The 11,884-nt window shown below is 39.0% G+C and carries 8 protein-coding genes, 2 tRNA genes and 3 rRNA genes; 8 read left to right on the forward strand and 5 right to left on the reverse strand.

The annotated features are described in order from the left end of the window. Positions 1 to 387 precede the first annotated feature (387 nt). From CELAL_RS12950 to trhA, 6 genes are all read left to right on the forward strand, one after another. Positions 388 to 1,906, forward strand: a 16S ribosomal RNA gene (locus tag CELAL_RS12950). A 138-nt stretch (positions 1,907 to 2,044) separates the two neighbouring features. Continuing rightward, positions 2,045 to 2,118, forward strand: a tRNA-Ile gene (locus CELAL_RS12955). 152 nt (positions 2,119 to 2,270) lie between these two features. Then, positions 2,271 to 2,344: transfer RNA gene (locus tag CELAL_RS12960), tRNA-Ala, on the forward strand. A gap of 235 nt (positions 2,345 to 2,579) precedes the next feature. After that, positions 2,580 to 5,413: ribosomal RNA gene (locus CELAL_RS12965) — 23S ribosomal RNA — on the forward strand. Between the two features lie 170 nt (positions 5,414 to 5,583). Continuing rightward, a 5S ribosomal RNA gene (gene rrf / locus CELAL_RS12970) occupies positions 5,584 to 5,695 on the forward strand. Together the 16S, 23S and 5S rRNA genes with 2 tRNA genes alongside form the textbook arrangement of a ribosomal RNA operon. Positions 5,696 to 5,806: 111 nt before the next feature. Beyond that, the gene (gene trhA, locus CELAL_RS12975; RefSeq protein ID WP_013551353.1) at positions 5,807 to 6,439 is read left to right on the forward strand and encodes a PAQR family membrane homeostasis protein TrhA; all 633 of its coding nucleotides are present in this window, start codon (positions 5,807 to 5,809) and stop codon (positions 6,437 to 6,439) included. A 2-nt stretch (positions 6,440 to 6,441) separates the two neighbouring features. On the opposite strand, the gene CELAL_RS12980 is transcribed toward trhA, so the two are convergent. Then, positions 6,442 to 6,870 carry a DUF4268 domain-containing protein gene (locus CELAL_RS12980; RefSeq protein ID WP_013551354.1) on the reverse strand — a complete coding sequence of 143 codons (429 nt, stop codon included), beginning with the start codon at positions 6,868 to 6,870 and terminating at the stop codon, positions 6,442 to 6,444. Then, entirely contained in the window at positions 6,871 to 7,542 is a 672-nt protein-coding gene (locus CELAL_RS12985; protein WP_013551355.1) for a ZIP family metal transporter, read from the reverse strand. A 77-nt stretch (positions 7,543 to 7,619) separates the two neighbouring features. Between CELAL_RS12985 and CELAL_RS12990 the strand changes: the two genes are divergently transcribed. Then, the gene (locus CELAL_RS12990) at positions 7,620 to 8,783 is read left to right on the forward strand and encodes a THUMP domain-containing class I SAM-dependent RNA methyltransferase (protein ID WP_013551356.1); all 1,164 of its coding nucleotides are present in this window, start codon (positions 7,620 to 7,622) and stop codon (positions 8,781 to 8,783) included. Between the two features lie 2 nt (positions 8,784 to 8,785). After that, complete coding sequence (locus CELAL_RS12995; protein ID WP_013551357.1) at positions 8,786 to 9,016, forward strand: hypothetical protein; 231 nt, start codon at positions 8,786 to 8,788, stop codon at positions 9,014 to 9,016. A gap of 1 nt (position 9,017) precedes the next feature. Here CELAL_RS12995 and CELAL_RS13000 read toward each other — a convergent pair whose 3' ends face one another. Genes CELAL_RS13000 through rlmD form a run of 3 tightly spaced genes read right to left on the reverse strand, consistent with a single transcriptional unit; the run spans position 9,018 to position 11,737 of the window. After that, the gene (locus CELAL_RS13000; RefSeq protein ID WP_013551358.1) at positions 9,018 to 9,818 is read right to left on the reverse strand and encodes a DUF6048 family protein; all 801 of its coding nucleotides are present in this window, start codon (positions 9,816 to 9,818) and stop codon (positions 9,018 to 9,020) included. Beyond that, entirely contained in the window at positions 9,799 to 10,296 is a 498-nt protein-coding gene (locus CELAL_RS13005; protein ID WP_013551359.1) for a DUF6452 family protein, read from the reverse strand. The genes CELAL_RS13000 and CELAL_RS13005 overlap by 20 nt, the downstream gene beginning before the upstream one ends. Before the next feature lie 22 nt (positions 10,297 to 10,318). Continuing rightward, the gene (rlmD, locus tag CELAL_RS13010) at positions 10,319 to 11,737 is read right to left on the reverse strand and encodes a 23S rRNA (uracil(1939)-C(5))-methyltransferase RlmD (protein WP_013551360.1); all 1,419 of its coding nucleotides are present in this window, start codon (positions 11,735 to 11,737) and stop codon (positions 10,319 to 10,321) included. Positions 11,738 to 11,884: the final 147 nt, after the last annotated feature.

Genomic DNA, 11,884 nt, shown 5'->3' on the forward strand with positions numbered 1-11,884 from the left:
AGTTCTTTAGATAAGTACTGATTTGATAGGGAGTACTATTGATTGTTGTTATTTTCAAATAAGGCCATAATTTTTTTGTTCGTGTTAAGTCTTTGTTTCTAGTGTGTTATGGTATTATCAAAAAAAGATTAATTTTTTTTTTACAAAAACGCTTGTGGGTTTCAAAAGAGGGTGTATATTTGCAGCCGCTTAGGGAAACAACGATACGTAGCTAAGCGTTAAGAAATACGGAAATAAAAGTTCATTGACATATTGTAAGACAGCGTTTAATTACTGGAAACGGTAGTTAAATAAATTGAATTAAAGAATTAGCTTAAAGAATATTAAGGGCTAGGATTCGGATGAATTAGATGTTGGATTAAGATGTTATATAATATTTACAAAACAACGATGAAGAGTTTGATCCTGGCTCAGGATGAACGCTAGCGGCAGGCCTAACACATGCAAGTCGAGGGGTAACAGGGAGCTTGCTCCGCTGACGACCGGCGCACGGGTGCGCAACGCGTATGCAATCTACCTCTTACTAAGGGATAGCCCAGAGAAATTTGGATTAATATCTTATGTGGTATATGACTGGCATCAGTTATATATTAAAGGTTACGGTAAGAGATGAGCATGCGTCCCATTAGTTAGTTGGTGTGGTAACGGCACACCAAGACTTCGATGGGTAGGGGTCCTGAGAGGGAGATCCCCCACACTGGTACTGAGACACGGACCAGACTCCTACGGGAGGCAGCAGTGAGGAATATTGGACAATGGACGGAAGTCTGATCCAGCCATGCCGCGTGTAGGAAGACTGCCCTATGGGTTGTAAACTACTTTTATACAGGAAGAATAAGATCTACGTGTAGATTGATGACGGTACTGTAAGAATAAGGACCGGCTAACTCCGTGCCAGCAGCCGCGGTAATACGGAGGGTCCGAGCGTTATCCGGAATTATTGGGTTTAAAGGGTCCGTAGGCGGGCTGTTAAGTCAGAGGTGAAATGCTGCGGCTCAACCGTATGCACTGCCTTTGATACTGGCGGTCTTGAGTTATAGTGAAGTGGCTAGAATAAGTAGTGTAGCGGTGAAATGCATAGATATTACTTAGAATACCGATTGCGAAGGCAGGTCACTAACTATACACTGACGCTGATGGACGAAAGCGTGGGTAGCGAACAGGATTAGATACCCTGGTAGTCCACGCCGTAAACGATGGATACTAGCTGTTCGGTTTTCGGACTGAGCGGCCAAGCGAAAGTGATAAGTATCCCACCTGGGGAGTACGTTCGCAAGAATGAAACTCAAAGGAATTGACGGGGGCCCGCACAAGCGGTGGAGCATGTGGTTTAATTCGATGATACGCGAGGAACCTTACCAGGGCTTAAATGTAGATTGACAGGTTTAGAGATAGACTTTTCTTCGGACAATTTACAAGGTGCTGCATGGTTGTCGTCAGCTCGTGCCGTGAGGTGTCAGGTTAAGTCCTATAACGAGCGCAACCCCTGTCGTTAGTTGCCAGCATGTTATGATGGGGACTCTAGCGAGACTGCCGGTGCAAACCGTGAGGAAGGTGGGGATGACGTCAAATCATCACGGCCCTTACGTCCTGGGCCACACACGTGCTACAATGGCCGGTACAGAGAGCAGCCATCTGGCAACAGAGAGCGAATCTATAAAACCGGTCACAGTTCGGATCGGGGTCTGCAACTCGACCCCGTGAAGCTGGAATCGCTAGTAATCGGATATCAGCCATGATCCGGTGAATACGTTCCCGGGCCTTGTACACACCGCCCGTCAAGCCATGGAAGCCGGGAGTGCCTGAAGTCCGTCACCGTAAGGAGCGGCCTAGGGCAAGATCGGTAACTAGGGCTAAGTCGTAACAAGGTAGCCGTACCGGAAGGTGCGGCTGGAACACCTCCTTTCTAGAGAAAAACATCTCAACACTGAATACGAACGAGTTCTAGTCCTTGTATTTTTAAGTTATTAATTGTTCAAATTTCTGTCTTATAATTATGTTATTATAATATTGATAGAGTCTGTTAAAGGATTCGCTAAGTGAGAGTCTCATAGCTCAGCTGGTTAGAGCGCTACACTGATAATGTAGAGGTCGGCAGTTCGAGTCTGCCTGAGACTACAAGCTTAAATTTTGATTATTTATTTAATCAAGATACGTTCATTAAAATTGAAGGTACTATTAGTAGTATTCTTTGAAAGGAAATTTTAGAGGTTGAGTATAGCCGTTATAAGTACTGTTAACTAATAACTGTTAACTGATCACTAAAAGACGGGGGATTAGCTCAGCTGGCTAGAGCGCCTGCCTTGCACGCAGGAGGTCATCGGTTCGACTCCGATATTCTCCACAATCCCATCCTAGCCTTCCCTAAGGGAAGGAATAAGCACGAGTAAGTGCGCTCCCCCTTTGGGGGAGTAGGAGGGGGAAAAAGTTCATTGACATATTGGGACAAAGTGAATTACAATTATCTTCAGGGATATTGTAGTCACAAGAAAACACAAATTTAAAAATAGAGTAAAGTACGATAGAGGTACTACTGTATTTATACAGTAGTAATTTATATAATAGCATAAAAAGGACTAGTGACAAGCTAGAAAAGGGCGTATGGGGGATGCCTAGGCTCTCAGAGGCGATGAAGGACGTGATAAGCTGCGAAAAGCTGCGGGGAGGTGCACACAACTTGTGATCCGCGGATATCCGAATGGGGCAACCTGTCTGGTTGAAGGCCAGTCGTGATCGTAAGATCAAGCAAACCCGGTGAACTGAAACATCTAAGTAGCCGGAGGAGGAGAAAACAAAAGTGATTCCGTTAGTAGTGGCGAGCGAACGCGGATTAGCCCAAACCAGTATTGTTTCGGCAATGCTGGGGTTGTAGGACCACGCTATTTGATGCGTAATGAATTAGAATTGTTTGGAAAGACAGACCGAAGAGGGTGATAGTCCCGTATAAGTAAAGATCGTTATTGATAGTGGTATCCTGAGTAGTGCGGGGCACGTGAAACCTTGTATGAATTTGCCGGGACCATCCGGTAAGGCTAAATACTCCTGAGAGACCGATAGTGAACCAGTACCGTGAGGGAAAGGTGAAAAGAACCGTGAATAACGGAGTGAAAAAGATCCTGAAACCATACGCTTACAAGCGGTCGGAGCCTTTAGGGGTGACGGCGTGCCTTTTGCATAATGAGCCTACGAGTTACTTTTACTAGCAAGGTTAAGATTTTAAGGATCGGAGCCGTAGCGAAAGCGAGTCTGAATAGGGCGCCATAGTTAGTAGTAGTAGACGCGAAACCGTGTGATCTACCCATGGGCAGGTTGAAGCTTTGTTAACCCAAAGTGGAGGACCGAACCCGTTGACGTTGAAAAGTCTTGGGATGACCTGTGGGTAGGGGTGAAAGGCCAATCAAACTCGGAAATAGCTCGTACTCCCCGAAATGCATTTAGGTGCAGCGTTGTGATAGTTTTATAGAGGTAGAGCTACTGATTGGATGCGGGGGCTTCACCGCCTACCAATTCCTGACAAACTCCGAATGCTATAAAATGTTTCACAGCAGTGAGGGCATGGGTGCTAAGGTCCATGTCCGAGAGGGAAAGAACCCGGACCATCAGCTAAGGTCCCCAAGTGTATACTAAGTTGATATAACGCGGTGGAATTGCATTGACAGCCAGGATGTTGGCTTGGAAGCAGCCATTCATTTAAAGAGTGCGTAACAGCTCACTGGTCGAGCGATTCCGCATGGATAATAATCGGGCATAAGTATACCACCGAAGCTATGGCTTTTGTACTCGGTACAAAGGGGTAGGGGAGCATTCTATATGTGTTGAAGGTGATCTGTAAGGGTTGCTGGAACGTATAGAAACGAAAATGTAGGCATAAGTAACGATAATGCGGGCGAGAAACCCGCACGCCGAAAGACCAAGGTTTCCCCAGCTATGCTAATCAGCTGGGGGTCAGTCGGGACCTAACGCGAACCCGAAAGGGGTAGTGGATGGACAAGCAGTTAATATTCTGCTACCTGCTCACGCTAAAAGTGACGGGGATGTGGTGTTGGTGCGCGCTGACGGAATAGCGCGTTGAAGGGAGTGGTGACACCCCGATAGTACGACGAGGCTTCGGCCAAGTTGATAATCCAGCGTAACATCCTCCGAGAAAAACAAGTGAAGCAGCCCGTACCGTAAACCGACACAGGTGGTTGGGATGAGTATTCTAAGGCGCTCGAGAGATTCATGGCTAAGGAACTAGGCAAAATAGACCCGTAACTTCGGGAGAAGGGTCGCCCACCTTCGGGTGGGCCGCAGTGAAGAGGTCCAGGCGACTGTTTATCAAAAACACAGGGCTCTGCAAAATCGAAAGATGAAGTATAGGGCCTGACACCTGCCCGGTGCTGGAAGGTTAAGAGGAGATGTTAGTTTCGGCGAAGCATTGAATTGAAGCCCCAGTAAACGGCGGCCGTAACTATAACGGTCCTAAGGTAGCGAAATTCCTTGTCGGGTAAGTTCCGACCTGCACGAATGGTGCAACGATCTGGACACTGTCTCGGCCATGAGCTCGGTGAAATTGTAGTATCGGTGAAGATGCCGGTTACCCGCAGTGGGACGAAAAGACCCCGTGCACCTTTACTATAGCTTCGTATTGGTTCTGGGTAAGTAATGTGTAGGATAGCTGGGAGACTTTGAAGCGGCGTCGCCAGGCGTTGTGGAGTCATTGTTGAAATACCAGCCTTTGCTTATCTAGGGCCTAACCCTAACACTAGGGAACAGTGCGTGGTGGGTAGTTTGACTGGGGTGGTCGCCTCCAAAAGAGTAACGGAGGCTTCTAAAGGTACCCTCAGCACGGTTGGTAATCGTGCGTAGAGTGCAATGGCACAAGGGTGCTTGACTGAGAGGCATACAGGCCGAACAGGTTGGAAACAAGAGCATAGTGATCCGGTGGTTCCGCATGGAAGGGCCATCGCTCAAAGGATAAAAGGTACGCCGGGGATAACAGGCTGATCTCCCCCAAGAGCTCATATCGACGGGGGGGTTTGGCACCTCGATGTCGGCTCGTCACATCCTGGGGCTGGAGAAGGTCCCAAGGGTTGGGCTGTTCGCCCATTAAAGTGGCACGCGAGCTGGGTTCAGAACGTCGTGAGACAGTTCGGTCTCTATCTACTGCGGGCGTTAGAAATTTGCGTGGATCTGACTCTAGTACGAGAGGACCGAGTTGGACTGACCTCTGGTGCACCAGTTGTTCCGCCAGGAGCATTGCTGGGTAGCTATGTCGGGATTGGATAAGCGCTGAAAGCATATAAGCGCGAAACCAGCCACAAGATGAGATTTCTTTAAAGGGCCGTGGGAGATGACCACGTTGATAGGCTATAGGTAGAAGGGCAGTAATGTCTGTAGCCAAGTAGTACTAATAGCCCATAGGCTTGCACAACTTGCCCCCTTTCATTAGGGGGCGGACTTCCTTTTTACATTAGATAAACCGTAAATCGTAGCTTACTTTAATTATATACATGTGTTTTATGTGAGTGGTTATACCGCCCATTTTGTCCCTTTAATATGTTAACAATATTAGGTACTAAACCTTAGTTTAGTACAAAGATTTAAGGTGACCATGGCGATAGGGTCCACCCCTTACCATTCCGAACAGGGAAGTTAAGCCTATCAGCGCCGATGGTACTGCTATACCAAGTGGGAGAGTAGGTCGTCGCCTTTTTTTAATCAAGTCCTCAATAGAAATATTGAGGACTTTTTTTGTTTATAATAATCCCGAAAAAGACTTAATCGGTACCTTTGTCTCCATATATTATTAAAATTAGATATACTAATGGACGAAATTTCAAATTATAAGAAAGAAGAACTACTCAATACAATTTCTCATGGAATAGGAGTAGTGCTAGGCCTAGTTGGTTTTTTCTTACTTCTTGATAAAAACAGCAATAAAAGTGATTATGCTATATTAGCAATTAGCATCTATTCCTTTTCTATATTGCTTTTATATACTGCTTCAACATTATACCATGCTGTGGCGTTACCTAATTTAAAAAAGAAATTGAGAGTAATAGATCATATAAGTATCTATTTTCTTATTGCGGGTACGTATTCTCCAGTAGCGCTTATTACTTTAGTGAATGGTAATGGTTGGACCTTATTCGCGGTGGTATGGAGTATAGCTTTGTTAGGAACAATACTGAAGTTGTTTTTTACAGGTAGGTTTGAGCTTATATCATTGCTACTGTATTTAGTGATGGGGTGGTTAATTGTATTCGATTTTCAGAACCTAGTAGATGCTACTAGTCCTTTAGGAATAAATTTATTAATGATTGGTGGAGGGTTTTATACCATAGGGATATTATTTTACGCGATACGAAAAATCCCTTATAATCATGCTATATGGCACTTATTTGTTTTAGGAGGTAGTATCAGTCATTGGTTATTTATCTATCTGGATGTAATTTAACTTTAATCAGAAAAAACAGTTTCAAAATCTCTAAAAAACTCTTCAAACTTATGCATATTTTCATTGAAGAATAGCATAGTTTGTTGCCAAGTGTTTTTATTATGGATAGATACATGTTCCAAATTAATATATATTCTAGATATTTCTGTATGATTTTCTAAAAAAGTATATTCTTCAAACTGTAGTTCCGAAATATAATTTTCTAAGAGTACGGATTTTAGGGAAATAATCTTTTCCCATAAAGCTATTCTCTTCTCTAAATTTTTATTTTCAATATCTAAAGAAACCATCGCATGAGTGGTATCAAAGTGAAATTTAAAAGAAAAGTCTTTAATTTTTGTATGATACAATATCCATTTAGTGGGGTAAGATTTTCCGAAGGAAATCCAGAAATCTTCCCTTAATTTTTTTGATTCACTCTTACTAAACATTTATAAAAAATATGCGATTATAATACCGATGCTAATGACTAACAGCTTACTTAAGTTAAACTTATGTCCTTCAGAACTCTCAAATAAAATTACCGTAGAAATATGCAGAAATACACCTATAGCAACTGCATTTAATTCGTGCTTAACGGAGGATAGAATGGCTATATTTTTTGCTAAATAGGTTCCTAAAGGAGTCATTATAGAAAATAGAGTAATAAAAAATAGCGCAGAAGTCAGTTTTATTTTAGATCCAATTAAAAAGATACTTAAGATAATAGCAATTGGAATCTTATGTACCAATATAGCATATAACATAGAATGATGATCTCCTATGGGTACACCTTCTAAAAGAGAGTGTACAGATAAACTAATGAATAATAACCAAGGGAATTCAGTTTTAGAACTATCCATATGCATATGGCCATGTTCTGCACCTTTAGAAAAGAATTCTAAAAAAATTTGGAGTAAGATGCCGAGCATTATAAATACACCTACTTTTTTTTGATCTGTACCTTCATATATTTCAGGTAAAAGTTCAAAAACAGTTAATGCTAATAGAAAAGCACCACTAAATGCTAACAATAATTTTATGCCTTCTTTTTTCTTAGGTTTAATTAAGTAAACAAATAAAAAGCTTAGCAATACTGCTAAAATTGGTAATATATAGGTCATGCTAGAATTAGGTTTTTTTAAAATGTAACCTGAGGCCGTAAAATTAATGTATTTTTGTCGTAATGTTTTAGATAGGTATGGAGAATTACAAAATGGTTGCCAAAACTATGTTTGGTTTTGAAGGGATATTGGCTAAAGAGCTACGAAAGCTTGGGGCTTTAAATATAGAAGAAGGTGTTCGAAGCGTTAGCTTTGAAGGCGATATGGGGTTTATGTATAAAGCTAATTTATGCTTGCGTACTGCAATAAAAATCATAAAACCAATTCATTCTTTTTCTGTTAAAAATGAAGAAGAGTTATATAAGAAAATTTATGCTTTTGATTGGACCGAATATTTAACGCCGCATACAACTTTTGCTATTGATACCACGGTTAATTCTGAAAATTTTACGCATTCACTTTATGTTTCGCAAAAAGTTAAAGATGCTATTGTAGATAAATTTAGAGATTTAGATGGCATCCGTCCAGATGTAGATATTAAGTTTCCAGATATTCGAATAAACATACATATTCAAAAAGAACATTGTAACGTTTCCTTAGATACCTCTGGAAGATCTTTACACCAACGTGGATATAAGACGGCGACTAATATTGCTCCAATAAATGAGGTCTTGGCAGCAGGGCTTTTGTTATTGAGTGGATGGGATGGCCAAAGTGATTTTTTAGATCCTATGTGTGGTAGTGGAACTATCTTAGTAGAAGCTGCGATGATTGCTTGCAATATCCCAGTTAATATAAATAGAAAAGAGTTCGCTTTTGAAAAATGGCCAGATTATGATCAAGAGTTATTTGATAAAATAGTAGAAAGTTGCTTGAGTAAAACTAGAGAATTTCACTTTAAAATTGCAGGATATGATAAAGCCCCTTCTGCAATACGAAAAGCAGAAGACAATATTGAAAATGCAAATCTATCAGAATATATAAAAGTAGGTCAGTTCAATTTTTTTGAGACGGAGAAATCTGTAGATAGTCATTTACATATATTATTTAACCCTCCTTATGGAGAGCGTTTAGATATAGATATGGAAGATTTTTATAAAAATATTGGAGATACCTTAAAGACACATTACGCAGGTACAGATGCATGGTTAATTACCTCTAATTTAGAAGCTTTAAAATTTGTGGGCCTAAGACCTTCTCGTAAGATTAAAGTCTTTAATAGTCATTTAGAATCAAGATTAGTGAAGTATGTAATGTACGAAGGAAGCAAGAAAACAAAGTTTCAAAATCAAGATTCTTAAGTATGACATTAAAAAATAAGGCGTTACTCTATAATTTTTTATGCTTTGCCATACTATTTTTTGTATTTCGGTTTTTTGTATTGGATTATTTATATGAAAACAGAATTGTAAAATCTATTGTTTCTGCATTAATTACAATGATTATTGCGCCTAAATTTGCGGTACTGAAAAATAATGAAGGTAGTCGTATCGTAATGAAATGGCTATTTTCTAAAAGCATCAAAAAATTATAACCTAATTTCTTGGCGGTGGAGGTGGGGGTTGTTGGCCGCCACTTTCATCTACATATTTTTTACGTACCTCTTTTTTCTTTTTATAAAGGGGAATAAAGTAGGTAATAGAATAGTTGAAGCTACTACCGAAGCGACTGTTGTCTGTTACTTTGTTAAATCCAGGAATCCATAAATTTTGGAAACCATCTGAAGCATCTTTATCAGGTTCTTTATCGGTTATTAATAGACCTAAGCGTACACTAGCTCCTAAATAGATATTGGAAAATAGCTCAACCTTCAATCCTAGTACAGCTTCTATCCAAGAGGCGTTGAGGGATGAGTATTCGCCAATATTTTGTGATCCTAAAGCAAAGCTGTCTTCATTAAAATAACGGCTTGTACTAAAAAATTGATAGTCATTTATGGTTTGGCTAAAACTGCTAAAAGCATAACGACCACCAAGGTGAATTAAATTATTCATCCCGAACCAATTCTCGTAAGTATTATAATCTACTCCTAGTTTTACATAGCTCCCAGAGGTAGTGAAATTATACAAATCTTCTTGTTTTGTTTTCTTTTCATTCCCTAATTCTGCTGCTAAGTACAAATTAGGTTTAATTCTAAAATCTCCTACTAATTCTATACCCGTATAGTCATCATCAAGTGTAGACATTAAAATCTTACTCAAATCTATACCAACACGTAAACCATATCTATCGGTTTTCTGTACCGTATCTTTTGGTTGTAGATCTATAGGCTTAGATTGTGACCATCCCAAAAGGGAAACAAAAATAAAACTAAGACTAATGATATATTTTAACATGCGCAGTGGTTTGATCTTCAACAGTAGTATTAATTATTTCTATATTTTTAATCCAATTATCTGTATCTGTAGTTAATTCATTTGTTAATTCTTCGTAATTAACTACATAGCCACAGGCTCTAGATATAAAAACTTCTTTAGTCGTGTAATCAAAAATTAAAACATCTTCATTTGCATTTTCAGCATCTGTGGTAGCGTTTATAGATAAATTATAAGTCGTAGATAAACCATCTATACGCAATGGAATTTGAATAGAATCAGTAGACGTATTTGTAATGATATCCCCATACTCACCAGTATCTAAAAGGCCTTTAACTTGCAAGTTGCTTGGTGCTTTTAAATCTGTAGTTATTGTGGCATCGTAAAACCTAATCACTAAAAGTGGTGTATCACCATCTACACAGATATCATCTTTTTCGCAAGAATTAAAGGCAAATACCACTACAGATAAGGCTAGTATATATATTAGTTTACTCATAAATTAATGGATCATCACTAGATTAGTATCGCTTTTCCAAAAGTACAACATTTTCGACATGATGTGTTTGTGGAAACATATCTACAGCTTGTGTTTTTGTAATTTTGTAGTCGTCCTTCATTAGTTCTAAATCTCGTGCTTGTGTGGCACTATTACAACTTACATAAACTACTTTTTGAGGAGCAATTGCTAGAATTTGAGCAACCACATCTTTATGCATTCCGTCTCTTGGAGGATCTGTAATGATAATATCTGGAGTGCCATTCTCACGTATAAATTCTTCATTAAATATATTCTTCATATCTCCAGCGAAGAAAGAGGTATTTTCAATTTTATTAAAAATAGCATTTGCCTTAGCGTCTTCTATAGCTTCTGGCACCGCTTCTATACCTACAACTTTCTTAGCTTTTTTAGCTACAAATTGTGCAATGGTACCTGTTCCAGTATATAAATCATATACCAATTCATTACCTGTTAAACCAGCAAAATCTCTTGTTATTTTATACAGTTCGTAGGCTTGATCTGAGTTTGTTTGATAGAAAGATTTTGCGTTAATTTTAAATTTTAAGCCTTCCATTTCTTCAAAAATATGATCGCGTCCGGCAAAACATACTATTTCTTGATCGTAGATAGTATCGTTCTGTTTTTCGTTTACCACATATAATAGTGCCGTGATTTCAGGAAATTTAAGTTGTAAATGATTTAAAAGAAGTTCTCTTTTATTTTTATCATTTTCAAAAAATTGTACCATCACCATTATTTCTCCAGTTGATGTTGTACGAATCATCATAGTTCTTAATAACCCATGCTGATTTCTTGGATTAAAAAAGGACATATCATTTTTAAGAGCAAAATCTTTAGTTTCTAAACGTATGGCATTAGAAGGGTCTTCCTGTAAATGACACTTTTCTATATCTAATATTTTATCCCACATTCCTGGTATGTGAAAACCTAAAGCATTTCTGTCTTTAATTTCTTCATCAGATTTTATTTCATCTAAAGATAACCATCGACTATCAGAAAAAGAGAATTCCATTTTATTGCGATAGAAATACTGTTTTTTAGATCCTAAAATAGGCGTAATTTCAGGAAGTTCTAAATGGCCAATACGCCTTAAGTTATTTTCAACCTCTTTTTGTTTGTAAAAAAGTTGATGGTCATAACCCATATCTTGCCATTTACAACCTCCACAGGTACCAAAGTGTTGGCATACAGGTGTTACTCTCTTATCAGAAAGCGTATGGAAGTTTATAGCAGTACCTTCAAAATAGGCTTTTCTTTTCTTTGTAGTTTGAACATCAACAACATCACCAGGTACTGTGTTATTTAAAAAGATAACACGACCGTCTGGAGCTTTGCCTATAGTTTTGCCTTTTGCTCCGGCATCAACTACGGTTACATTTTCAAAAATAGTTTTTGTTTTATTACTTTTTCTACGCATGCCGCAAAAATAGAATGTTTTTATGTAAGTACATATAAGTTTATAATTTTATAAGCCTTTAAAAGAGATATTTCTTCGATGTAATTGCGAATTAAATAAAAAACTTTAGTATTATTTTATTATTCATTAATTTGCGGTCTCTAGGGG

The sequence above is a fragment of the Cellulophaga algicola DSM 14237 genome (genome assembly GCF_000186265.1).
GTDB classification, from domain to species: domain Bacteria; phylum Bacteroidota; class Bacteroidia; order Flavobacteriales; family Flavobacteriaceae; genus Cellulophaga; species Cellulophaga algicola.